The following is a 26,601-nucleotide window of genomic DNA, read 5'->3' as shown; positions in this document are numbered from 1 at the left end:
TATTGGCAAAAAAAGGTGGGAATGGATATGAATGAAAACTATGATGGGGAGATATTAGATAAAGAAATGATGCAGATGCTGCAGGATGCGTTCTGCGGCGCAGATCATGTATATGCTGTATGCATGGGACAGACAAAAGAAGCTGTGACAAAGGCATATGGATCAGAAGAAGACTGGAAATTTATCAGGGAACAGCTAGGGACAAAGGGATATGAAGATTTCTGGCACAGCCTGTTAGGGGATGGGATTGAGAATGTATTAGAACAGACTACGGACTGCCCATATGCAAAAGTCTGTGGACTTGCTATCAGGCTTAGTGACAAGACGAAAGCAGTATGGATCGTGATCGGTTTCTTAAGGGAAAAGATGCAGGCAGACGATGAGATTCCGGCTGGTATCATGACGACAACGGAAGAACATTATTATAAATCCCTAGAGCTTTTAGATACGATATCAAGACAGTATTTTTCCGCAAAATTAGGTGAGCTGATGCTGATGAAAGAATTCCGCAAGAGCAGGGATTCTGAACGGATCATGGAGACAGAACTAAAACGGAGTCTTACAATGACAAATATTGTCCGTATGTTAGAATCTGAAGAAAGTTTTATTGTGACCGTGGAAGAAATCTTAAAGGAAACCTGTGGGTATTTAAGTTTGACCGATGCGGAACTTATCCGGAAAAATAAAGAAGATGATACTCTTGAGATCATCTGTACTTATGAAAATTCCAAAGATACAGAAAGCAAACGTATCAAAAAAGAAAAGATCGGTGCAGCTGAGGACTGTCCGTATTTTACAGGAAAGCCTTATATGATATCTTCGGATACTGTTTTAAAAGCAGCATTTAAACAATTCTTTGCAAAAGAAGCTATACAGGCAGCCATATATCTTCCGATCGAAGTAAATGGCCACACGGAAATGTATTTAAGTTTCTGTGAGCGGTCAGAAAAGCGGAACTGGAGCATGGATGAGATCAAATTTGTAAATGATGTCAAACGTATCATCCAGAGTGTCCTGACAAAGCGGATTGCCCAGAATTCATTAGCAAGTTCCTATGCTTCTTTGGATGCCATCTTAGAAAATGTGGGCTGTGGGATTTATGTATGGGACCCGAAAGAGAATAAGATTCTCTATGCGAACCAGTCATTCCATGAATTTTTCCCGACAGAAGAAAAAGAAGAAGAACTGATGCGTATCTTAAAAGGAGGATGTGCTTATACTGAATATTATGTACCAGACAGCAGTCGCTGGTTTGACGTACGCAGTTCGAAGATCCAGTGGGTAGATGGAAGAACCGTTGTACTTTATACGATTTACGAAGTGACAGATAAGAAACTGTATCAGCAGAAAGTAGAGCGTCAGGCGAATAATGATTTCCTGACAGGTCTTTATAACCGTATGCGTTGTGAACATGACTTGCAGCATTTCATAAAACAGACGAAAGAGATCGGTGGACAGGGAGCTTTATTATATATTGACCTTGATGATTTTAAACATATCAATGATGGACTTGGACATCAGTACGGAGATGTGCTTTTGCAGGCGGTTTCCCACAACCTGCAGAGGATACCGGGGATTGAAAGCACCTGTTACCGTATGGGCGGGGATGAGTTTATCATCATTGTCACACATTCACAGTACAATATGTTAAAAAATATCTTAGAGGAGATCCGCGGTATCTTTATGAAGCCATGGTTTTTAAAAGGCAGAGATTATTATTGTACAATGAGTATGGGTGTGGTCTGCTTCCCGATGGATGGTGACAGGGTAGATGAACTGATACGCAAAGCGGATATTGCCATGTATCAGGCAAAAAAGACCGGAAAGAACCGGATCGAATATTATGATGAAACGATCGAATCGACCTCGATCAAGCGGCTGGATCTGGAAAATAAAATGCGTAGTGCCACATTAGATGCCTGCAAAGAATTTACGGTTTTCTTTCAGCCGATCGTGGGCGTGGACGGAGAATGTCAGGGTGCAGAAGCCTTGATCCGTTGGAAATCAGAAGGCATGGGGCTGATCTCACCGACAGAATTTATCCCGTTAGCAGAATATTTAGGACTGATACATCCGATCGGAGATTTTGTCTTAGAAGAAGCCTGCCGCCATTTAAAATACTGGAATGATATGGGACATCCGGATTATCAGGTAAATGTCAATTTATCGGTCGTACAGTTATTGCAGAATGATATTGTAGATAAGATCAAAAAGGTAGTTGAAGAAAACAGGATCATACCGCACAATCTTGTATTGGAAGTAACAGAAGGACTTGCAGTCAATGATATGACACGTATGAAGCAGATCTTAGCAGAGATCAAACAACTTGGCGTGCGTGTGGCATTAGATGATTTTGGAACAGGTTATTCTTCCTTAAATCATATCCGTGAAATGCCATTAGATATCATCAAGATCGACCGCTGCTTTATCATTGATATAGGAAAAGATGAATTTTCAGAATCTTTTGTAAAAATGGTAGCCGAATTAGCAGCAACGATCGGTGTGATCGTCTGCGTAGAAGGTGTTGAAACAAAAGAACAGTATGAAGCACTTTCTAAGATGCGGATTCAGCAGATCCAAGGATTTTATTATGACAGACCGATGCAGGCGGAACTGTTTGAAGAGAAATACGTGTAAACCCGAAAGGAGCATTTGCATTGAAAGATATGGCAGAAGATAAACATGTAAAGCAGATATGTGCAGGTCTGCTTGCACATGTAGATGCAGGTAAGACAACACTATCCGAGGGACTTTTGTATACTGGGGGCATGATCAGAAATTTAGGGAGAGTGGATAAGCAGGATGCTTTTCTGGATACAAATGCGATGGAAAGGGAACGCGGGATCACCATTTTTTCCAAGCAGGCAGTCTTAACATTCGATGGAATGACAGTTACATTATTAGATACGCCCGGACATGTGGACTTTTCTGCAGAAATGGAACGGACACTGCAGGTCTTAGATTACGCCATCTTAGTGATCAGTGGTGCAGATGGCATTCAGGGACATACCAGAACTTTGTGGCATTTATTAGAAAAATATCAAATTCCGGTATTTTTATTTATCAATAAAATGGATCAGCCGGGAACAGATGCGGCACATTGCCTTTTTGAATTAAAACAGCAGCTTTCCGATAATTGTATAGCTTTTACAGATACAGACAGCAGGGCATTTTATGAAGAAGCAGCCATGTGTGATGAGGCGGCTTTAGAACAGTTCCTAGAAAGCGAAACGATCGCATTAGATACGATGCAATGCATGATCAAAGAGAGGAAGATCTTTCCCTGCTATTTTGGCTCGGCATTAAAACTGACCGGAGTGGAAGAATTCCTGCATGGATTTTCTGCATTTACGGCAGAAAAAGAATATGGAAAAGAATTTGGCGCAAGAGTATTTAAGATCGCAAGAGATGCAGATGGCAACAGGCTGACTTATTTAAAAGTGACCGGAGGAAGTCTTAGCGTGAAAGATCTGCTTAGTAATGCCAACACAGAGCAGCTCGGTGAAAGGGAGATCTGGGAAGAAAAAGTTAATCAGATCCGTATTTATTCAGGAGAAAAATACGAAACTGTACCGATGGTATCTGCCGGAACTATCTGTGCCGTCACAGGATTAAGTAATACTTATGCAGGGGAAGGCTTAGGAAGTGAGCAGACAGAAACAGAGCAGATCTTAGAGCCGGTGTTAACTTACCGGATGATTCTGCCGGAAGAGTGTAATGCGGTGCAGATGCTTTTAAAATTACGGCAGTTAGAGGAAGAAGATCCGATGCTTCATCTTGTCTGGAACGAAGTACATCAGGAAATCTTGCTGCAGGTGATGGGAGAAGTGCAGACAGAAGTTTTAAAAAGACAGATCTATGACAGATTTGGTGTGGAAGTGGCTTTTGATACCGGACATATTTTATATAAGGAAACGATCGCAGATACCGTAGAGGGAGTCGGACATTTTGAACCATTACGCCACTATGCAGAAGTGCATCTTCTGTTAGAACCGGGAGAACGGGGAAGCGGAGTGGTATGTACCACTAATTGCAGTGAAGATGTGTTAGATAAGAACTGGCAGAGGCTGATCTTAACACATTTAGAAGAAAAACAGCATTTAGGTGTACTTACCGGTGCGGCAGTTACGGATATTAAAATCACATTAGCTGCAGGAAGGGCACACCAGAAACATACCGAAGGCGGAGATTTCAGACAGGCAACCTATCGGGCAGTCAGACAGGGACTTATGCGTGCACATTCTGTTTTACTAGAACCGTATTATGAGTACCGCCTAGAGGTGCCGGAGAGTGCGATCGGAAAGGCAATGACTGATTTAGAACTGATGCACGCTGCAATGGAAGGCCCGTTTATACAGGAAGGAAAGGCTGTTTTGACGGGGAAGGCACCGGTGGCGGTACTTTCAGAATATGTAAAAGAAGTAACTGCTTATACAGCAGGAGAAGGGAAACTGTTTTTAAGCTATGGTGGTTATGATGTCTGTCATAATCCAAATGAAGTGATAGAGGCAGCAGCATATGATCCGGAGGCAGATTTATTAAACCCTACAGGATCAGTATTTTGTGCACATGGTGCAGGTTTTATCGTGGAATGGGATAAAGTACCTGAATATATGCATGTAGAAAGTATTTTAAAAAAGAGTGGTACAGAGAAACAGACAGATCAGATCCGATATCCGGTATCTTCTCATCGCGAAGAGGAATTTCTTGCAGTAGAAGAAGTAGATGCGATCTTAGCAAAGACATTTGATGCAAATAAGCGTGATAAGTCAATCCCAAAGAAAGGGTATAAGACAAGCAAACGTATCGTATCTGCAAGAGCAGAAGATATGGTATACCGTCCGGCAAAAAAAGAAGACAGGAAAGATGCCTATCTGTTAGTGGATGGTTATAATATTATCCATGCATGGAAAGAACTCGAAGAATTGTCAAAAGTCAATATGGATGGGGCACGAGGCAGACTGCTCGATATCTTATGCGACTATCAGGGAATGAAAAAATGTGAACTGATCGCAGTTTTTGACGCTTATCGTGTGGCAAGGCATAAAACAGAGATTTTAGATTATCATAATATTCATGTAGTCTATACAAAAGAGGCAGAAACAGCAGATGCCTATATTGAAAAATTTGCACATGAGCATGGCAGGAAATATCATGTGACAGTTGCAACTTCAGATGGATTAGAACAGATCATTATCCGAGGGGCAGGCTGTCAGTTATTATCTGCACAGGAATTTGCAGAGGAAATCTGCATTGTAAAAGAGCAGATGAAAGAACAGCATATGACAGATACGCCTACAGGACGGAAGTACCTGTTAGACGATATTTCCAAAGAAGTTGCAGAGCAGTTGAAAAATATCGAGTAATAGTTACAATAATATCAAACAATGAAAGAGAGGAAATATTATGAAAAAAACAGGCAGAAAAATACTGATCGTATTAGCAGTATTACTTGCTACAGGCATTTATTACTATATCACGCTTCCGGCATTTAATATCCATTCACAGGGCTTCTGGCAGTTTCTGTTAGTTTTTCTGTTAGTCCTGATCGCAGCATATGCATTAGCAAAATCCAAAAAGGAATTAAAAAAAGGACAGAGCTTTAAGTTTAAAGAAATATGGAAACAGCTAAACCTTGTAAAAGCAGGGATTATTCTATTCGGAGTGCTTGCAGTTATTTATGCGGCAGGTGCGATCTTGTCGTCTCCGATCGTAAATGCAGCAAAATACCAGAAACTGCTTACAGTGGAAGATGGAGATTTTTCATCGGATATTGAAGAAGTAAGTTTTAATACGATCCCATTATTAGATAAAAGTTCCGCAGAATTATTAGGAAACCGGAAGATGGGCAGTATGGTGGATATGGTTTCCCAGTTTGAAGTCGGAAATGATTATACACAGATCAATTATAAGGACAGACCGGTACGCGTCACACCATTAGTTTATGCAAATGGGATCAAGTGGCTGACCAATCAGGGTAAGGGAATACCGGCATATATTATGATCGATATGGCAACACAGGATACAGAATGTGTCAAGCTGACAGATGAGATCCGTTATTCAAAATCCGAATATTTTAACCGGAACATTTACAGACATCTGCGTTTCCATTACCCGACCTATATTTTTGATGACCAGATCTTTTTTGAGATCGATGAAGAAGGCACACCATACTGGGTATGTCCTGTGAAAAAATTTAACATAGGTTTATTTGGCGGTCAGACTGTCGGTAAGGCGGTACTTTGCAATGCTGTCACCGGAGAGTGCGTGGAATACAATGTTGACAATATCCCGACATGGGTGGACAAAGTATACTCTGCAGAACTTTTGACACAGCTTTATGATTATTATGGAACACTAAAACATGGATATTTTAACAGCATTTTAGGACAGAAAGACTGTCTGCAGGCGACAAACGGTTACAATTATATTGCTTTAGATGATGATGTCTGGGTATATACAGGTGTGACATCGGTCAGCGGAGATCAGTCGAATGTCGGATTTGTGTTAATGAACCAGAGAACAATGGAAACAAAGTTTTATACTGTAGAGGGTGCAATCGAGGATTCGGCAATGTCCTCCGCAGAAGGTCAGGTACAGAACTTAGGATATCAGGCAACATTCCCATTACTGCTTAATATATCAGGAGAACCTACCTATTTTATGGCATTAAAAGACGGAGCCGGCTTAGTTAAAAAATATGCGATGGTCAATGTGCAGAAATATCAGTGGGTAGCGATCGGAGATACCGTTGCGGAGTGTGAAAAAGCATATGTGAAACTTTTAGTGACAAATGGCATTACCAAAAGTGCAGAAAGCGGAGTTTTTGAAAGTATCAGCGGAACGATCACATCGATCGCACCGGTTGTGATTGATGGAAATACCCATTATTATATCTGTCTGAAAGAATCTGACGAGATATTCGATGTAAATGTAGCAGACACAACATTGGTCGATATTGTAAAATATAAAGAACAGGACAAGATCTCGTTTGAATATGAGATGGCAGAAACCGGGATCTGTACAGTCATGTCGATCAGATAGTGGAAAAGGTAATTAGGAAAATGACAGAAAAAATGGATTTTAAGAATACAATACAAGATACGGTCGTGGCATATTTTGATCTGGAATTTTGCAATGAGCGTATCAGCAGACACAATGTACCGATCGCGATCGGAGTCAGTTATCGTCTGGGGGAAAAAGAAATCGGAACTTATGATGCACTGATCTGGTATAGTGATGAGGTAAAACTCTGGCAGGAACAGTTAGATTATATAGGATATAGTGAAGGATTGCTGCAGCAAAAGGGAAAGACAATGGAGCAGGTAACAAAGGAATTATTTGACTGCCATGAAAAATATCAGCCAGAGTATTATATATCTTTTGGTAAGCAGGATGAAGACCTGCTCAAAAAATTTGTATCGCAGAGCCTTTTAGCATGGACATTCTGCGATGCGATCCAATTCCTGCCAAAAGAACTGTCGATGAAATATGATATCAGCCTTGAAAAATATGCTTATATCTGTCAGATCACATTTGTGCATGAATTTGATCCGTTAGAAGATGCAAGGTCATTAGGAACGATTGTTTTTCGGGTACTGAAAGGTCAGACAGATGAAGCACGCAGACGGGAAGTTGCAGAAGAATATAATAAGAAAATGTTTTTGATCGAATATCAGAATAAGAAACAGGCATATGAATATCTGTCAGCCTTAGGAGAATTGACACCACGGCAGAGAGATAAGTTAGAGAGCCACAGATCCTATCTTAATAAGAACCATAAACAGTATTTGATCTATACAGAGGAGTAAAAAGATGATCATAACAGTAACGATGAATCCTGCGATCGATAAAACGGTAGAGGTCGATCATTTTTGTCCGGGAAAATTAAACCGTATCGGATATCCGGTGACAGATGCCGGAGGAAAAGGTATCAACGTGTCTAAGGCATTGAAAAAGTTAGGAGAAACTTCCATTGCAACCGGTTTTTTAGGTAAAGCAGGGAGTGATATTATCTTAGATGTCTTAAGTGCAGAACAGATACAGACCGATTTCATATCCTGTGAAGGAATTACGAGGACAAATTTCAAATTGATGGAATTAGACGGCACTTTAACAGAATTAAATGAGCCCGGAATGACAGTTGCCAGGGAAAAAGTGGAAGAACTGTTAGAAAAGATCGAACAGTATGCCACGAAGGATGTCTGGTTTGTGTTATCCGGCAGTATTCCGGAAGGTGTAGATGTGGATATCTATGCACGTATCATAACAAAAGTGCATCAAAAAGGTGCAAAAGTATTTGTTGATGCTGATGGAAGGGCACTGATCGAAGCAATCAAAGCAGTTCCGGATATGATAAAACCAAACGAAGCGGAATTAGCAGAATATTTTGGCATCCGTAGGGAATTATCGCAAGAGGAGATCCTGCAGCTTACAAAACGCCTGTCAGATATAGGAATAGAAACGGTTGTCGTTTCGCAGGGCAGTCGTGGTGCAGTCTTTGCTGATGCCGGTGAAGAAAAGCTGGTATACCAGAATGCATTAGCGGTAGAAGTCCATTCCACCGTAGGGGCAGGGGATGCAATGGCAGCAGCATTAGTTTATGCCAAGGAAAAGAAACTGCCTATGCAAAAGATGGTACAGTTAGCGATGGCAGTTTCCGCAGGTGCAGTCGTAACAGCAGGAACCAATCCACCGGATCGTGAAACAATAGAGGCGATCTTGCAGAAGTTTTATGGGTAAAAGTGAGGACATAAAATAGCTGCGTATATTTTGGGATTTCCGGTAAATACTAAGAAAAAAGTGTAAGTTTAGTCATTGAAGAAAGATAACGCAATGGCAGGCGAAAAGGAGAACATGCATGAAAGCATATCTGGAAATCGTAGAAGTATATGGACGGGAGATCATGGATTCGAGGGGTAATCCGACCGTAGAAACTGAAGTAGTCGTAAAGAGCCATGAAACGGGACAGACTGTAGTGGGCAGAGCGTCCGTACCATCAGGAGCATCTACCGGAAAATATGAAGCAGTTGAATTACGTGATGGAGATAAACGATATGGTGGAGCAGGCGTAAAAAAGGCCGTTTCCCATATCAATGATAAGATCGCAAAAGAACTGATCGGAAAAAATGCACTGAATCAGAAAAAAATAGATGAAAGACTGATCGAATTAGACGGAACAGAGAATAAAAAACGGTTAGGGGCTAATGCAATTTTAGGAGTATCTTTAGCGGTTGCAAAAGCATCTGCAAAAGCCTTAAATCTGCCATTGTACCGGTATTTAGGAGGTGTCTATGCACATAGGCTTCCGGTGCCGATGATGAATATATTAAATGGCGGAAAACATGCTAAAAATACAGTGGATTTTCAGGAATTTATGATCATGCCGGCAGGAGCAGCTACATTTAAAGAAGCACTCCGTATGGGTTCCGAAGTGTATCATGCTTTAAAAAAACTGTTAGAGCAGGATAAAAAATCCACAGCCGTTGGAGATGAGGGCGGTTTTGCACCGGATCTTGAAGATGCATTTGAAGTATTTGAGTATCTGACAAAAGCAGTCAAAGAAGCCGGCTATGAATGTGGCAAAGATATCGTATTTGCCATGGATGCGGCAGCATCAGAATTATATGATAAAGAAACCGGAATGTATTATTTTGAGGGTGAAAGTGAGATATTACGCCGGCATCAGATGGGAACAGACAAACAGGAAAGTATTGTGATGCGGACTTCCGATGATATGATCGGACTCTATGAAAATCTGTGCAGTAAATATCCGATCTTTTCGATAGAAGATGGTCTGAACGAAGAAGACTGGGAAGGATTTGCAAAGCTGACACAGCGGTTAGGATCAAAAGTACAGCTTGTCGGGGACGATCTGTTTGTGACAAATACCGGAAGGTTAAAGCAGGGAATCCGACTTGGCTGTGCAAATTCCATTCTGATCAAATTAAACCAGATCGGAACACTGACAGAAACCATGGAAGCGGTCGAAACTGCGAAATGTGCAGGATATACAGCCGTTATTTCCCATCGTTCCGGCGAAACTGAAGATACAACGATCGCAGATCTTGCAGTAGCACTTAATTGTGGACAGATCAAGACTGGTGCACCATGCAGGATGGACCGTGTTGCAAAGTATAACCAGTTACTCCGTATTGAAGAAGAATTAGCCACAGGCTATAGCTTACAGGGGATACGGATAGATAAAAAATAATAGTTGAAAAAGAAACAGGCATATGCTATACTAGTATAAGTTGTGAAGCGTGGTAACTGCGAAAGTATAGAATAGTTACCGGATGTGATAAATAAACAGATTTGCAGGAGGGATTACTCGTGGCAGTAGTAAAAACGATTTTAACAGTAGTATTTATTTTAATATGTCTGGCAATGACAGTGATTATTCTGATGCAGGAAGGAAAATCAGCAGGCTTAGGAGCAATAGCTGGTGCAGCAGACACTTATTGGGGCAAGAATAAAGGACGTTCCATGGAGGGTATGCTTGTTAAGATTACCAGAGTGTTAGTAATCTTATTTATGCTGATAGCTGCAATATTGAATATCGGAAGTTTTTAATTATGAAAACAGAGGCTGTCGTGAAAACGGCAGCCTTTTTTCTGGTTCAGTAAGTTTATAGGAGAATTATGGATAGAGAACAATTTGAAAAACGGAAAAAAATGATATATGAGCTGATCTGTGATGAATTATATGTACCGATGAAGATCAGGGAAATGGCGATACTGCTTTCTGTACCAAAAGAGAAAAGGCAGGAATTACAGGAAGTATTAGATGCACTGATCGCAGAGGGTAAGATCGAAGTATCTAAAAAGGGCAAATATACAAAGGCAGAAGGCAATTATATCACAGGAACATTTACAAGCCATCAGAGAGGCTATGGATTTGTTACTATAGAGGGAGAAGAAGAGGATATTTTTATTCCGGCAGAAGATACGGGCGGAGCTTTTCATAAAGATGTGGTACAGATTACGGTCAGTTCAGCTGTTACAGGCAGACGCAGGGAAGGAAAAGTTGTAAAGATCCTTTCCCATGGGATCACACAGGTTGTAGGAACTTATGAGAATAGTAAGAATTTTGGTTTTGTCGTACCGGATGATCCAAAAATCAATAAAGATATATTTGTACCAAGAGAACGTTCTAAGGGTGCAGTCAGTGGACATAAAGTAGTCGCAGAGATTACCGATTATGGTAAAAAAGACCGGAAACCAGAAGGAAAAGTTGTAGAGATCCTAGGTCATATCAATGATCCGGGAACAGATATCATCTCTTTAGTCCGTGCATTTGCACTTCCGGTTGAGTTCCCGACAAAAGTGTTGAATCAGGCAGAACGTGTAGCAAAAGAGGTTTCTACAGCAGATATGGCTGGCAGAATGGATATCAGGGATCTTTTGACCGTTACGATCGATGGGGAAGATGCAAAAGATTTAGATGATGCGATCACATTGAGCAAAGAAGGGGACATCTATAAACTGGGTGTGCATATTGCAGATGTGACAAATTATGTGCAGGAGTACAGCGCATTAGATGAAGAAGCGAAAGAACGTGGGACGAGTGTTTATCTGGTAGACAGGGTGATCCCGATGCTGCCGCATACACTTTCAAACGGCATCTGTTCTTTGAATCAGGGAGAAGACCGTCTGGCATTAAGCTGTATGATGGATATTGATGCAAAAGGCAGAGTAGTCGGACATAAGATTGCAGAAACCGTTGTCTGTGTGGACAGAAGAATGAGTTATACTGCCGTAAAAAAGATCTTAGAAGATAAAGACGAGAAGACAATCGAAGAATATCAGGATTTTGTTCCGATGTTTGGACTGATGAAAGAATTAGCAGCGATACTTCGAAAAAAAAGAATGCAGCGTGGCTCAATCGATTTTGATTTTCCGGAAACGAAGATCCTATTAGATGATAAAGGACATCCGGTAGAGATCAAACCTTATGAGAGAAATGTAGCAACGAAGATCATTGAAGATTTTATGCTGATCGCAAATGAAACAGTAGCAGAAGATTTTTTCTGGCAGCAGGTACCGTTTGTTTATCGTACGCATGATAATCCGGATAGTGAAAAGATCCATAAATTAGCGACATTTATCAACAATTTCGGATATTCGATCCATATCGGACAAGATGAAGTGCATCCAAAAGAATTACAGAAATTATTACAAAAGATCGAAGGCTCCACAGAAGAACCGTTGATCAGCAGACTGACACTCCGCTCTATGAAACAGGCAAAATATTCGACGATCAGCAGCGGACATTTTGGACTGGCAACAAATTACTATTGTCATTTTACATCGCCGATCCGCAGGTATCCGGATCTGCAGATCCACCGGATCATCAAGGAATGTCTGCGTGGAAAGATGAATGACAAACGTATCTCACATTATGATAAGATCCTGCCGGAAGTCGCAAAACACGCAAGTGATATGGAACGGCGGGCAGATGAAGCAGAACGTGAAACCGAAAAAATGAAAAAAGTAGAGTATATGTCTGCCCACATCGGGGAAGAATTTGAAGGCGTGATCTCAGGCGTGACTGCATGGGGATTTTATGTGGAACTTCCGGATACGATCGAAGGTCTGGTGCATGTCACTTCTCTAAAAGATGATTATTACGATTATTCTGAAAGTACTTATGAATTAGTGGGACAGATCACAAACCACAGATACAAATTGGGACAGAAAGTCAGAGTTGTAGTAACAGCAACTGATGCACTGCTTAGAACGATTGATTTTGAACTGGCAGATGAAACAAAAAAGGGGGATGAAGATGAGTAAAGAAGGCATTAAGTTAATTGCGAATAATAAAAAAGCAAGACATGATTATTTCTTAGAAGAATTATATGAAACAGGGATCAGTTTACATGGTACAGAAGTTAAATCCCTTCGTATGGGCAAATGCAGTGTAAAAGAGGCATTTGTCCGTATTGAAAACGGTGAGGTGATCATATACGGAATGCATATTTCACCATATGAGAAGGGAAACATTTTTAATAAAGATCCACTCAGGCCAAAGAAACTTCTGATGCACAAAAAAGAAATCTTAAAATTACAGCAGAAGATGGCAGAGAAAGGTTATACACTTGTACCTGTAGAAGTATATTTCAAAGGAAGTTTAGTAAAAGTACAGATCGCACTTGCCAAAGGTAAGAAGTTATATGATAAACGGCAGGATATTGCGAAAAAAGACCAGAGGAGAGAATCCGAACGTGATTTTAAAGTGAAGAATCTGTATTAAACAGTATTTGAATGTATGTGAAAGGGGGACAGGTGCGTATATGAGGCAATTTTTTAAAATAAGAAAAATGATAAAGATTGTAAGTGCTCTATGTTTTCTGCTTCTGGTCTATGCGGATATCAGTGTTATGGATGCAAATGCAGGCCAAAAGACTGCCAGACAGATCATATACGTATCAGAAAAAGGAAATGACCGTGCATCAGGAAACAGGAAACATCCATTAAAATCTCTTCAGAAAGCAATGGACAGGGCATCGGCAGGTACAGTTATTTATCTGCGGGAAGGAACTTACAAAGGACCTTTTGTTTTTCATAAGTCAGGAAACAAGAAAGGTGGTCATATCACAGTTTCCGCATATAAAAATGAGCGTGTCATGATTACAGAGCCGAAGAAAACAACTGCTGTAGCATTCCAGATGAATGGCTGCAGTTATATCAGGATAGAAAAGCTTCAGATCGGCAATATTGATGCAGAAGATGCATGCGGTATACGTATGCAGCAGAGTGAACATCATATAACGATCAGAAATTGTGAATTTAAGAATATCAATACGACACAGCCTGGAAATGCTTTGACTCCAAAAGGTGGAGCAAATGCAGTGTTATTGCTTGGAAAACAGAAAAAAAGCATACATCATATATATATTTTGAATAATAAAGTACATGATAATGTCAATGGATGGTCAGAAAATATTTCCGTTGCCGGTAATTGTGAATATATTTATGTGAAAAAAAACAAAGTATATAACAATACCAATATAGGAATAGATTTTTATGGAAATGCAGAATATTGCCGGGAACCACTGTTAGATCAGCCTAGAAACTGTGAATGTACACAAAATACAGTTTATAATTGCAAAAGTCCTTTTTCGGAAAATGCTGGTATCTATATTGATGGTGGCAGGGATATATTGGTCAAAGGTAACAAAGTATATAAAAATCCCTATGGAATTGAAGTTGGATCAGAAGAATGGCGCAGTTATTACACAGACAGTAATTGTGTGCGGAATATAAAAATCAAAAAAAATATTATATATGATAATCAACTCTGCGGTCTTCGTATCGGTGGCTGGACGAATGATGAGAAAACAGGAGTCGTCTGTCAGTGTGAAGTGATAAAAAATAATTTTTCAAGAGGCAATCCGGAAAATGATATCATTCTTTCGAAGTGTGATGGAATCCTGTTTCAGGGAAATCTTTTTAAAAATAAAAAAAATTGCAGAAAAGCGGTCACATATGATGATGCTGTCAGTCGGTCAAAAATCCGAAATATCTTGTTTAAATAAGAGGGTAAGCTGATGATCATGTCAAAAAACAGTTGATGGAAGATTGAAAATATGTTATTTTATATATGGTCTGTAAGATCGTACAATTAAATATCCGGGCTAGTAAAGGTTTCGACGGGGGAACTGAAGCTGGAGAAGCGAGCCGTATGGTGATGCGTTAAATGACCGATTTAAAATTAAACGCTGAAGATAATTTAGCATACGCTGCCTAGTTGCAGCAGTCTGACCTAGTGCACTCACACATTAGGATCCAGGCTTCGACTATGTGAGAAACGACTTATGCAAAGCTTTGAGCATATGGGCGTAACATGAAGCTACTAAAATCACTCGGTTGTTTGTCCCTGAGTGGTGGAGGGAATGATGAAGGATAAACTACGCTCGTAGAAGGACAGGGGATTTTCTTTCGGACACGAGTTCGATTCTCGTCTAGTCCATTCTGTTAAGAGTGCCAAGGATCGTTGACTGGTATATGGAATCAATGGTCTGAGGTGCTTTTTGTTTATTCCAATAATTTTCACTCTGCGTTCCGTGGGCAGCAATGCATTCTAAAATAGTTCAGAATGTTACTCATGGAGGCGGTGGCCAGGATGAAATGATAAATTTATGTGCAGTATGCACAAAAAACGAGTGACAATTTTAGAACATTTGTGAACACTTATTGAGATAACTATGGTACTATAATTCTCGTAAAAACCCCCAATACATTATATATAGTTTTTGCTATACCCCATAGTAAAAATACCTTCTCCTAAAAGAAGCAGCGATCGAAAGGCTGCTTTTTTTTTACTTAAAATTAAAAAATCAGACAGCAAGTAAAAATTTACTAAAAATATAATATCTGCCGGTGTATAGAAAAATGGAATACATCGGCAGATTTTTTTGTTATTGTAAAAAATGAGCAAATTTCATATAATAACAAGAGAAATCTTACCTTAATTATGAAAAATTATAAAAAAGACTAAAAAAGTATAGATAAAATAGATAAAAAATGGTAAAATAAATTAAATTGATTATGCACATAGACAGTGCGGAGAGGGGGATAGCAGGATATAAGCTGGAAAATACGGCTTTATCAGGTAAGCTGCCAGAGAAAATGGAGGAAAAGGCAGATTGCCAGAAAGATACAATCAGGTAAAAAGGAGAAAAATAATGGGAAAAGGAAAATGGTTTTTGAAAAAAGCTGCTTCACTGGTTATGAGTGCGGCGATGGTAGTAACACTTATACCGGTACAGTCTGTTATTGCAGATGAAAGTACAACATCAAATGTTCTGCCGGATAAACTGGTATATCTGAGTTTTGATACAGCTATCTCATCAGCTGGTGATGTAGCAACAGCAGCATTAGCGGGAGGAACGAATGCAACAATATCTTCTGCAGACAAAAAAGTAGGTGACGGTGCATTGGATTTAAGCAATTCATCCTACTTGACCGTCAAAGATGCAGATGGCAATAATCCGATTACAGGTAAGGACGAAATCACAATTTCTTATTACAGTAAAGTAGGAGCAGATAATGCTGGATGGGTATATCATATTTCTAAAGATACATCGAATACATATAAAAAAGAATGTTATCTTGGAATTATTGATAAATCAACGGGAATAGAAGAACAGAGATGGAATAATAGCGGAGCAAGAAAACCGACAATTACCTATACAAATGCTCTGAAAGGCTGGAAATTAGTCACCGTTGTGATGGAAAACAATGCTACTACATTATATATTGATGGAGCAAAGATACAGACACTGGAAGATGAGCCATTGCTTGCAGATATTCTGGGAAGCAGCAGTGCGTTTCAGATCGGTAAAGCTAACTGGGGTAATGGAGAATATTATTCAGGTTTAATTGATGACTTTACGGTTTATGATGGAGCACTGACTTCAGATCAGGTAGCTTCTGTATATCTGGCAAATGCATCAGATGAAGAACAGAAAGCTTATTTGATATCTCAGATTGAAGCAGGGCTGAAGGATGTCGATAAGGATTGCGTAACTGATAATCTGAAGCTTCTGACAGGTATCGGCGGTGTGGATATTACATGGACGAGTTCAGCTCCGGACAAGATCGACACAGATGGTACAGTAAAAGTAAAAGATGGAAGTACAGTTACATTGACAGCAGCTGTGAATGGAGAAACAATCGTAGCAGAGAAAGTTACACTGGCAACCAGCGCAACGGTAAAATGGATCGTTTCAGGAACAGATACAGTGCTTGATACTAAAACGATTGATTCTTTGAAAGCTAATACTTCCTATACATATGATGCATCGAAAGATGCGGTATATACTACATCTGATGGAAAAACCTATGTGTTAGACTCTGCCAATAGTGTTCTGACAATTGATGCTTTAGGAGCACCGGATGCAAATGATATTACATTAGTTTATCTAGAATCAGCAGTTTCAGAACAGGCAGAAACTGTTGCAGTAGAAACCCGTGAGGGAATCGCACCTGTATTGCCGGCAGAAGTACTTGCTAAATATACAGTAGGTGATAATGTAAAAACTGCTGTTACATGGGATGAGATTACAGCTGATCAATATGCAAAAGCAGGAACATTTGAAGCAACAGGTAAATTTACAGGTACAGATGTAACTGTAAAGGCTACTGTAACCGTTAAGAAAGTAAGTGATTACCTGTTAGCGTCTTATTCCTTTGATGAAGCAGATGGTACAAGCGGATATGCTGATGCATCAAATCATAAGAGTGCAGCAGAAGCAGTAGATACAGTAACAACGATTCCGGGCTTGAGTGGAAATGCAGTACAGATTCCGGGACAGAAGCAGAATGCAGGATCTATCAAACTCCCTGAAAATCTTTTAGAAGATACAGATGGAAAAGTACAGGATGACTTTACAGTGTCTATGTTTGTAAGACGTGATGCAAACCTTGCCGGAAAGAATTCGTTTGCAATGTTATTACATGCAGATGTAACATATGAATCATGGAATACAGCAAGCAGAAAAAATCATATTGCAATCTTTGATGTAAATGGTGGACAGAATAATGGGCTGTGGGCAGAATATAATAATAAAACTGCTACAGACAGAAAAGTAAATGCAGATCCAAGTACAGCAACCGGAACCGGCGAGTGGGCACACATTACTCTTGTAACAAAGGGATCAACGAATGAAGCATGGATGTATGTGAATGGTGTGCAGTATGCCTATAGTAATGATGTAGATGTTCATGCATCAGATCTGAGTGGCCGTTTAAATTACTTAGGAAAAACAACATGGTCTGATATTGATTTCGCTGGAGCATACGATGAATTTGCAGTATACAATACAGCTTTAACAGCTGATGAAGTAAAAGGAATCTGTGATCCTACCTTATATGAATCACAGCTTGCAAAGACAAAAGATGCATTAACCGTTACTTATAAAGATACAACATTATCCTATGATCCGACAGCTGTTACGAGTGATCTTGTACTTCCGGCAACGGGGGAAGAAGCAGGAGCAGGATTAGGAACAAAGATAACATGGGAATCATCGAATACAGCAGCAATCACAAACAAAGGTGTCGTTGTTCGTCCATCTGTTGATGAAGAAGATGCAAACGTAACATTGACAGCAACGATTTCCGCAGGCTCTTATACAGATACTAAGACTTTTGACGTAACTGTTAAGAAAGCAGACGGTGTAAACTTTACAGGTTTAAAGACAGCAATCGAAGAAGCGAATGAGAAATTAAGAAGTGCCCGCAAAGAAAACATTTATACAGATGCATCTTTAAAAGTATGGTCTGATGCGATCGCAGAAGCACAGAAAGTTGCAGATACAGAAAAGGTTGAGGGAAGTACAACAACATCTGTAGATGTAAAGGGTGCGACCGATGCATTAAACGTAGAAATGGCAAAAGAACTGACACTGAAATCTCTTGATGAATTAGACAGTGCATTAGCAGCATGGTATCCATTAACAGCAGATGCAACAGATGCAACAGATCATGGAAATGACGGAACAGCAACCGGAGTTACATTCAGCAGAGAAAATGGTGCAGAATTTAATGGTACAGCGAAATTTACATCTTATATTGATATCCCGACAGAATTATTCAATCAGAAAGACCAGATGACAATTTCTTTCTGGGCATATGATGACAGAGATGGAAAACAGTCTAATGTATTCGGTTTCTCAAATGGAACAGATGGAAAGGGCTGGGCAGATCCTAATAAAGTAAATGTTAATAATATGAAACAGTTCTATGTAAATACAAATGATCCGGCAGGATATTTCCGTGTTAGTATGAATCCGACAGGCTGGAAAAATCCAGATGGTTTTTCAGGCGAATCATCAGAATTAGCACTTGCTACTAAAACATGGGTACATATCACAGCCGTTTTAAATGGACATACATTAACTGTATATAAGGATGGCGAATTAGTAGGAACAAAGACAATTTCACAGTCTGTTTCTGAAATAGGAGAGATCACACTTGCAACAATCGGAACTTGTGTATATGCAGTAAATGGTGACTGGGATTACAACGGATGCGTCAGGGATTTCCGTGTATATGATGCAACACTTGCAGCAGATCAGGTAAAAGCAGTTTACAACTACATGGATTCCGTTCCGATGAAAGATGCAAAATCTGACATTATCAATGCATTAGGAGCAACTGTTGCAGATGATGGAACAGTTTCCTTAAACGTAACAACAGATAGGATCACACTTCCAACAGAAGCTTGTAAGGACTATAGCGAAGCAGCAACAGTTACATGGGAGTCATCTGATGCAGCTGTTATTAATGCAGAAACAGGTGCAGTTACATTACCTGAAAGCGCAGACGATGCTGCTAAAACAGCAACATTAACAGCAACCATTACAAAGGGCAGCGAAACAGCAGAAGTTAAGATCGTTTGTAAGGTATATGTCCGCAATGATATTGATACAACAGCATTAAACAACAAGATTGCTGAAATCGAAGCAGCAGGATTAAAAGAAGCAGAATATACAACTGCTACATGGGCAGCATTTAAGACAGCCTTAGAAGAAGCAAATGCACAGTCTGCACAACCAAAGAGTGATGAGAAAGTAGCAGCAGCTCTTGAAAAATTAACAACAGCATATGAAGCATTAGTAAAACGTGCAGATATGTCTGCATTAAAGGCACTGATCACAAAAGCTGAAACAGATTATACACAGAGTGCATATACATCAACATCATGGAAAGTTTTAACAGAAAAACTGGCAGTAGCAAAAACAGTAGCAGCTGATTTAGATTCAGCAGAAAGTGCAATCACGGCAGCTGCAAAAGATTTACAGGCAGCAATCGACGGACTTGAAAAACTTGGTGATAAGAAAGCGCTTCAGGCAGCGATCAATGAAGCAAATGCATTAGATGAAACAGCTTATACAACAGCAAGTTTTGCAGATGTAAAAACAGCATTAGCAGCAGCTGCTGCAGTAAACCAGAATGCAGATGCAACAGAAAAAGATGTAGCAGATGCAGAAAAAGCTTTAAAAGATGCAGTAAGTGCACTTGTAAGACTTGGTGACAAGACAGACTTAAAAGCAGCTATCGCAGTAGCAAAAAAATTAAATGAGGCTGATTACACAGCAGAATCTTTCAAAGCATTTAAAGAAGCATTAGCAGCAGCAGAAACAACAGATGCAGATGCACAAGCGTCAGAAGCAGATGTTGCAGGAGCAATTAAGAATTTAACAGGAGCAACAGAAAAATTAGTAACTATAGCTGCAGCAGCAAAAGAAGTATTAGATGCTGAAATTGCAAAAGCAGAAGTACAGATCGCAGGCTTAAATGAAGCTGATTACACAGCAGACAGCTGGAAAGTATTAACAGAAGCATTACAGGCAGCTAAGAATATTGCAGCAGATGCATCTGCAGATGATATCACAAAAGCAACAGAAGCATTACAGACAGCAGCCGCAGGCTTAAAGAAAGCAGAGAAACCAGTTGACAATAATAACAACAATAACAACAATAATAACGCTAACAACAATAACAACACAAATGGTGGAACAACAACTGGTGACAACAACCAGAACCAGACACCTGCACCAGAATCAGTAAAAGTAAGCAGCATTAAAGTTGCAGCTAAGAGTTACAAGATCGCAGCAGGCAAGAAAGTAACGATCACACCGGAAACTGCACCGGAAAATGCAGCAAACAAAGCAGTTACATATGAATCATCCAATACAAAATATGCAACTGTAAATGAAAAAGGCGTTGTTACCACAAAGAAAGCCGGAGCAGGCAAGAGTGTTACAATTAAAGTGACAGCAGCAGATGGCAGCGGTGTAACAACAAATGTAAAAGTTACCATTATGAAAAATGCAGTTAAGAAGATCAAACTTACTGCAAAACGAAAAACTGTAAAAGCAGGTAAGAAGTTAACTGTAAAGGCTAAAGTTACTACAACCGGTAAGAAAGTAAATAAAACTTTAGCATGGTCATCATCTAATGAGAAATATGCAACTGTAAACAAGAAGGGTGTTGTAAAAGCAACAAAAGCTGGAGCAGGCAAGACAGTAACGATCACAGCAAAATCTACAGATGGTACCAACAAGAAAGCAGCTATTAAAATCAAAATTAAAAAATAATAGTTCTTCTTAAATGAACAAGAAAGGATTCCAGTTACTGTTCACTCCGTGAGCAGTAACTCGTGATTTTTGTATGAAAGTTCGCTTTGCGAAGCAAAAATCACCACCTGAATCACTTTCTTACGCAGCCAGACAGTAAATGTCTGTCTGCTGTGTGAACTGTAACGGATTCCAGACCGACATGGACTGGAATCCTTTTTTCGTATTGTAAAATCTGAAATTCTATCATATAATAAAATGAATGATGCTAGATACCTATAATACGGCAGAAGAAAAGAGGCGTATGATAGAATGAAGAATTTGAAACAGCTTTTAGAACGTTTAGAATATGAATGTGTGCAGGGAAGTCTGGACAAAGAGATCACAGATTTAGTCTATGATTCGAGAAAAGCAGCGACAGATTCCCTGTTTGTATGCGTAAAGGGAACAACGGTTGACGGACATAGTTTTGCGGCAGATGTGGTACAAAAAGGTGCAACGGTGCTTGTGGTATCAGAGGATGTCAATGTTCCTGAAACAGTGACGGTGATAAAAGTGGCAGATACACGTTATGCATTGGCGTTGTTATCCGCAGCGTGGTTTGACTATCCGGCAGAACAGTTAAAAGTGATCGGAATTACGGGAACGAAGGGCAAGACGACGACTACTTATATGGTTAAGTCAATCTTAGAAGGAGCCGGATATAAAGTAGGACTGATCGGTACGATTGAAGCGATCATCGGTGATAAAGTCATTCCTTCTGCAAATACAACACCGGAATCTTATCTGATCCAGAAATATTTCAGGGAAATGGCAGATATCGGCTGTGACTGCTGTGTCATGGAAGTATCATCACAGGGACTGATGATGCACAGAACAGCAGGATTCACCTTTGAAATGAGCATCTTTACGAATATTGAACCAGATCATATCGGGCCAAATGAACATGCATCTTTTGAAGAATATCTTGCATGTAAATCCTTATTGTTCAGACAGTGTAAGATCGGTATTTTAAATGCAGACGATAAACATTATCAGGATATTTTAAAAGACCATACCTGTACGGTAGAAACTTTCGGTTTTTCCAAAGAAGCCGATCTGCGTGCAGAAAATATGCAGCTTATCCATAAACCGGGCTATTTAGGAGTTGCTTATCATGTATCGGGACTTTTAGATTTTGATGTAGAGATTGATGTTCCGGGCAAGTTCAGCGTTTATAATTCACTGACAGCGATCGCAGTCTGCCGTCATTTTAAAGTGGAAGTTGATGTAATGAAAAAGGCATTAAAATGTGCAAAGACAAAGGGCAGGATCGAGATGATTAAAGTATCCGATGAGTTTACGCTGATGATCGATTATGCACATAATGCCATGAGTTTAAAGAGCCTGCTTTCTACGTTACGGGAATATGAACCGGGAAGATTAGTATGCTTATTTGGCTGTGGCGGCAATCGTGCAAGATCAAGACGGTTTGAGATGGGAGAAGTATCCGGTCAGATGGCAGATTTTACGATCATCACATCTGATAATCCAAGATATGAAGATCCGCAGGCGATCATTGATGATATCAAAACAGGTATCAGCAAGACCGATGGCAAATATGTAGAGATCATTGACAGAAAAGAAGCGATCCGTTATGCGATTGAGCATGGCAGACCGCGGGACGTTATAGTTTTAGCGGGAAAAGGGCATGAAGATTATCAGGAGATCAAAGGTGTAAAATATCCGATGGATGAGAGGAATCTGATTGCAGAAGTATTGCAGGAATTACAGACACAATGAGTATAAGCAGGCGGTGATAAGATGGCATATTATGCCAATATCATTATAGATATATCAACAGGAAAATTAGACCGTACATTCCAGTACCGGATACCGGAAGAACTGTTTGCACAGATCTATCCGGGAGTACAGGTGAACATTCCATTTGGGAAAAACAACCGGATGGTCAGCGGATTTGTCATAGAAGTGACAGATCAGGCAGAATATGATGAAAAAAAACTTAAAGAAATCGATTCTGTAGCATCAGACCTTGTTATCGTGGAAACACAGTTGATCGCATTGGCTGTATGGATGCGTAAAAACTATGGCGGAACGATGAATCAGGCATTAAAGACTGTACTTCCGATCAAACGAAAGATCAAGAATAAAGAAAAGAAGACGATCGTACTTACTACGGATAGAGAACAGGTTGAAAAAGAATTAGCCATTTATCAGCAGAAAGGGACTTATAAGGCAAGAAAAAGATTATTAGAAGCCATATTAGAAAGTCCTGAGATTTCTTATGAAGTTATCACACAAAGGCTGAATATTTCGGCAAAGGTGATCCGTTTTTTTGAAGATGCAGGCATGATAAAAGTAGTATCTGAAGCCGCATACAGAAATCCGGTCGGACAGATTGAAAACCGGGGATATCACAAAAAACTCAATGAGATACAGCAGCATGTGGTCGATGAGATACGAAAAGATATGCAGGAGGACATTCATAAGACATATCTTTTACATGGTGTGACCGGCAGTGGAAAAACAGAAGTTTATATGGAACTGATCGCAGATGTGATCGAAAAAGGACAGCAGGCAATCGTTCTGATCCCTGAGATCGCATTGACGTATCAGACAGTGATACGGTTTTATGGAAGATTTGCAGACCGAGTGTCGATCATCAATTCCAAACTGGCACCAGGTGAACGTTACGATCAGTTCCTGCGTGCAAAAAATGGAGAGATTGATATCATGATCGGTCCTAGATCTGCATTGTTTACACCATTTCAGAATCTGGGCCTGATCATCATTGATGAAGAACACGAGAGCAGTTATAAAAGTGAAACCATTCCCAAATATCATGCAAGGGAAACAGCGATAGAGCGGGCGAGAATGGCAGGAGCATCAGTTGTCTTAGGATCTGCGACACCATCTGTTGACAGTTATTACAAAGCACTTAAGGGTGAATACCAACTGTTAGAGATGAAAGAGCGTGTGGCAGAAAGAGAGCTTCCAGTCTGCAAAGTTGTGGATATGCGTAAGGAATTATACAAAGGAAACCGTTCCATCTTAAGTGAAACATTAGAAGCACTGATAGAAGACCGCTTATATAAAAAAGAACAGGTCATGCTTTTTATCAACAGGCGTGGAATGTCAGGATTTGTATCCTGCCGTTCCTGTGGATATGTGATCAAATGCCCGCACTGTGATGTTTCGTTAAGTCTGCATAAGAACCGGAAAATGGTCTGCCATTACTGTGGCTATGAAGAAGATATCGTAAAAGCCTGTCCGAAATGCAAGTCAAAATATTTAGGCTCTTTTAAGGCAGGTACACAGAAAGTAGAGCAGGTAATTCGGAAACGTTATCCGAGAGCGAGGATTTTACGGATGGATTATGATACCACTCGTGGAAAAAACAGCTATGAAGAGATCTTATCGGCATTTTCCAGTCATGATGCGGATATTTTGATCGGTACGCAGATGATCGTGAAAGGACATGATTTTCCGGATGTCACGTTAGTCGGTATACTTGCTGCAGATATGTCTTTGTATGTCAATGATTACCGGGCAGCAGAACGGACATTCCAGCTTCTGACACAGGCGGCAGGCAGAGCAGGCAGAGGAAATGAAGCAGGAGAAGTGGTGATACAGACATATACCCCGAAACATTACAGTATCCAGACCGCACAAATGCAGGATTATAAAGCCTTTTATAATCATGAGATGGCAATACGGAAAATGCTTTCTTACCCCCCGGTTGCAAATATGGCAGCAATCTTATTTACATCAGAACAGGAAGAATTGTCAGAAAAAACAGCTGCCTACATAGCGGCACTGATCCAAAAGGCACAGATTCCGGGACTGACCATGATAGGACCGGCAGACGGCAGGATCTCAAAGATCCATGACATTTACCGAAAAGTGATCTATTTAAAGCATGATGACTATGCACAGTTAGTAGATCTAAAAGACCGGATAGAACTGTTTTTGAAGAAAAGAGGAGATTTTACAAAGGTCAATATTACCTTTGATTTTAATCCGATGAGTGGATTGTAAAAGCATTTTTAACAGGAAAAATAGGATTGAAAAGATAGATAAAGGAGAAACTATGGCACTTAGAACAATCAGATTACAGGGAGATCCTGTACTTAATAAAGTTTGCAGGGAAGTGAAAGAAGTAACACCAAAGATACAGATGCTTATTGATGATATGTTAGAAACCATGTATGATGCAAACGGAGTCGGACTTGCCGCTCCACAGGTCGGTGTGTTAAGACGTATCGTTACGATCGATATCGGAGAAGGCCCGCTTGTAATGATCAATCCAAGGATCATTGCAGCCGATGGAGAGCAGACAGGAGGAGAAGGCTGTCTTAGTCTTCCGGGTAAAGCCGGACAGGTGACAAGACCGAATCATGTCATTGCAAGGGCTTTCGATGAAAATATGGAAGAATTTGAAGTAGAAGGAACAGAACTTTTAGCAAGGGCAATCTGCCATGAATTAGATCATTTAGACGGTCATATGTATACAGAACTTGTAGAAGGCGATATCTACGATGTTTCTTATGACGAGGAGGAATAAACATTTATGCGTGTTATTTTTATGGGAACACCGGATTTTGCAGTAGGAACATTAGAAGCAGTTATTGCAGCCGGACATGAAGTCGTGCTTGCAGTGACACAGCCGGATAAGCCAAAGGGCAGAGGAAAATCCATGCAGGCTCCACCGGTAAAAGAGTGTGCGGCTGCACATCATATACCTGTCTACCAGCCGGTCCGTATCAGAGAAGCAGAATGTATTGCTTATTTAAAAGAATTTCAGCCGGACATCATGATCGTGGCAGCGTTTGGACAGATTTTACCAAAAGAGATCTTAGAGATGCCAAAGTACGGCTGTGTCAATGTACATGCTTCTTTGCTTCCGAAATACCGCGGGGCAGCACCGATCCAGTGGGCAGTCATCAACGGAGATGCAGTTTCGGGAGTGACGACCATGCGTATGGACGCGGGGTTAGATACCGGTGACATGATCGAGAAAGCAGAAGTAGTATTAGCAGAAGATGAAACAGGCGGCAGTCTGTTTGACCGTTTAGCGGAAGTGGGAGCAAAACTCTGTGTGCATACGATACAGGCGATCGAAGATGGAACTGCTGTTTATACAAAACAGAATGAAGCAGAGGCAACCCATGTAGGCATGATTAAAAAGCAGATGGGAAATATCGACTGGATGCAGCCGGCAGTTACGATTGAGCGTCTGATCCGTGGGTTAAATCCATGGCCAAGTGCTTATACAAAATTAAACGGAAAGACATTAAAGATCTGGCGTGCAGCAGTAGAAGCCGGTGGAGATGCAAAAGATGCAGGAAAAGTGGTCATGGTGAATAAAAAAGAATTAAAGATACAGACAGGTGATGGCATACTTTCCCTGTTAGAAGTACAGTTAGAAGGAAAAAAGAGGATGGATATTGAAGCCTTTTTACGGGGATATGAGGTTATGGAACAGACAATCTTAACAATGGAGTAAGGAGGTTATT

Annotated in this window: 15 protein-coding genes and 1 other RNA gene; all 16 read left to right on the top strand. The window is 40.2% G+C overall.

Annotation, left to right across the window (positions count from 1 at the left end; translation table 11 throughout):
* The first annotated feature begins 27 nt into the window (after positions 1–27).
* The 16 genes from H8S17_RS07725 to fmt all read left to right on the top strand — a co-directional run bounded on the left by H8S17_RS07725 (position 28) and on the right by fmt (position 26,591).
* A complete protein-coding gene (locus H8S17_RS07725) occupies positions 28–2,637 on the top strand; it encodes a sensor domain-containing protein (protein WP_243238009.1) in 2,610 nt (869 codons plus the stop codon).
* Between the two features lie 29 nt (positions 2,638–2,666).
* The gene (locus tag H8S17_RS07720; protein ID WP_186866966.1) at positions 2,667–5,366 is read left to right on the top strand and encodes a translation factor GTPase family protein; all 2,700 of its coding nucleotides are present in this window, start codon (positions 2,667–2,669) and stop codon (positions 5,364–5,366) included.
* A gap of 40 nt (positions 5,367–5,406) precedes the next feature.
* Entirely contained in the window at positions 5,407–7,044 is a 1,638-nt protein-coding gene (locus H8S17_RS07715; protein WP_186866851.1) for a CvpA family protein, read from the top strand.
* A 20-nt stretch (positions 7,045–7,064) separates the two neighbouring features.
* On the top strand, positions 7,065–7,811 hold the full coding sequence (locus H8S17_RS07710; RefSeq protein WP_186866850.1) for a hypothetical protein: 747 nt from the start codon (positions 7,065–7,067) through the stop codon (positions 7,809–7,811).
* 4 nt (positions 7,812–7,815) lie between these two features.
* A complete protein-coding gene (pfkB, locus tag H8S17_RS07705; protein WP_186866849.1) occupies positions 7,816–8,742 on the top strand; it encodes a 1-phosphofructokinase in 927 nt (308 codons plus the stop codon).
* 118 nt (positions 8,743–8,860) lie between these two features.
* Positions 8,861–10,213: a phosphopyruvate hydratase gene (gene eno, locus H8S17_RS07700; RefSeq protein WP_186866848.1), complete on the top strand. Its 1,353-nt coding sequence runs from the start codon at positions 8,861–8,863 to the stop codon at positions 10,211–10,213.
* 119 nt (positions 10,214–10,332) lie between these two features.
* Positions 10,333–10,572, top strand: coding sequence for a preprotein translocase subunit SecG (secG, locus tag H8S17_RS07695; RefSeq protein ID WP_186866847.1), 240 nt, complete (start codon positions 10,333–10,335; stop codon positions 10,570–10,572).
* A gap of 68 nt (positions 10,573–10,640) precedes the next feature.
* Complete coding sequence (rnr, locus tag H8S17_RS07690) at positions 10,641–12,791, top strand: ribonuclease R (protein WP_186866846.1); 2,151 nt, start codon at positions 10,641–10,643, stop codon at positions 12,789–12,791.
* The gene (smpB, locus tag H8S17_RS07685; protein ID WP_186866845.1) at positions 12,784–13,251 is read left to right on the top strand and encodes an SsrA-binding protein SmpB; all 468 of its coding nucleotides are present in this window, start codon (positions 12,784–12,786) and stop codon (positions 13,249–13,251) included. Before rnr ends, smpB begins: the two co-directional genes overlap by 8 nt.
* 40 nt (positions 13,252–13,291) lie before the next feature.
* Entirely contained in the window at positions 13,292–14,536 is a 1,245-nt protein-coding gene (locus H8S17_RS07680; protein WP_186866844.1) for a right-handed parallel beta-helix repeat-containing protein, read from the top strand.
* A 96-nt stretch (positions 14,537–14,632) separates the two neighbouring features.
* Positions 14,633–14,973: a transfer-messenger RNA gene (gene ssrA / locus H8S17_RS07675) on the top strand.
* 712 nt (positions 14,974–15,685) lie between these two features.
* The gene (locus H8S17_RS07670; RefSeq protein ID WP_186866843.1) at positions 15,686–21,106 is read left to right on the top strand and encodes a LamG-like jellyroll fold domain-containing protein; all 5,421 of its coding nucleotides are present in this window, start codon (positions 15,686–15,688) and stop codon (positions 21,104–21,106) included.
* A gap of 291 nt (positions 21,107–21,397) precedes the next feature.
* Positions 21,398–22,867: a UDP-N-acetylmuramoyl-L-alanyl-D-glutamate--2,6-diaminopimelate ligase gene (locus H8S17_RS07665; RefSeq protein WP_186866842.1), complete on the top strand. Its 1,470-nt coding sequence runs from the start codon at positions 21,398–21,400 to the stop codon at positions 22,865–22,867.
* Positions 22,868–22,888: 21 nt separating this feature from the next.
* Complete coding sequence (gene priA / locus H8S17_RS07660) at positions 22,889–25,123, top strand: replication restart helicase PriA (protein WP_186866841.1); 2,235 nt, start codon at positions 22,889–22,891, stop codon at positions 25,121–25,123.
* 52 nt (positions 25,124–25,175) lie between these two features.
* Positions 25,176–25,649 carry a peptide deformylase gene (def, locus tag H8S17_RS07655; RefSeq protein ID WP_178052272.1) on the top strand — a complete coding sequence of 158 codons (474 nt, stop codon included), beginning with the start codon at positions 25,176–25,178 and terminating at the stop codon, positions 25,647–25,649.
* A 6-nt stretch (positions 25,650–25,655) separates the two neighbouring features.
* Complete coding sequence (gene fmt, locus H8S17_RS07650; RefSeq protein WP_186866840.1) at positions 25,656–26,591, top strand: methionyl-tRNA formyltransferase; 936 nt, start codon at positions 25,656–25,658, stop codon at positions 26,589–26,591.
* Positions 26,592–26,601: the final 10 nt, after the last annotated feature.

It is taken from the genome of Roseburia zhanii, assembly GCF_014287635.1.
In the GTDB taxonomy this organism is placed as follows: Bacteria; Bacillota; Clostridia; order Lachnospirales; family Lachnospiraceae; genus Roseburia_B; species Roseburia_B zhanii.
This window is presented reverse-complemented; position numbering and strand designations above follow the sequence as displayed.